The organism is Aeribacillus sp. JST-2, assembly GCF_056032925.1.
In genome coordinates this window covers 1-563 of record NZ_JBVVUU010000118.1, presented here as the reverse complement: position 1 = coordinate 563, position 563 = coordinate 1, and the positions used below count along the sequence as shown (strand labels likewise).

General features: G+C 52.9%; 1 protein-coding gene. It reads left to right on the top strand.

All coding sequences use genetic code 11. The annotated features are described in order from the left end of the window. Positions 1–563, top strand: a 563-nt coding sequence (locus AC0KTX_RS16840; protein ID WP_474253168.1) for a transposase, incomplete at both ends; no start/stop codon positions are given.

The following is a 563-nucleotide window of genomic DNA, read 5'->3' as shown; positions in this document are numbered from 1 at the left end:
CAAATGATTCGCTGGCTTGATCGATATTTTCCGGAGTTTTCCCAAGTCTTCCCGTCATTTGGGAAAATGGCGCTCGCTGTGCTGGAACAGACGCCGTTTCCGTCGGATTTAGCAGGGAAAGAGATCGAAGAGGTTCTCACCCTTTACCGCCAAAGCGAGGGATTACAATCGCCACAAAAGCCGAAAGCGAAGAAGCTGATGGAACTGGCCCAACACTCCATTGGCGTAACGGAAGGACAACAGATGGCCCGTATCGAAATCGCCACACTTGTCCGCCGGTACCGCCAATTGGAGGAAGAAATCGAGGCACTGACCCAGCAACTGACGGAACTTGTGCAAACATCCGTGGAATACGAATGGCTCCAAACGGTTCCGGGCTTAGGGGATGCGACGATCGTGGAACTGTTATCGGAAATCGGGAGTTTTTCCCACTATCAGGATCTGCGCCAATTATTGAAACTTGCGGGACTGACCTTACGGGAAAACTCCTCCGGCCAACACAAAGGGCAAAAACGGATCTCGAAGCGTGGAAGAAGGCGGTTGCGCGCCCTCCTCTTCCGCGT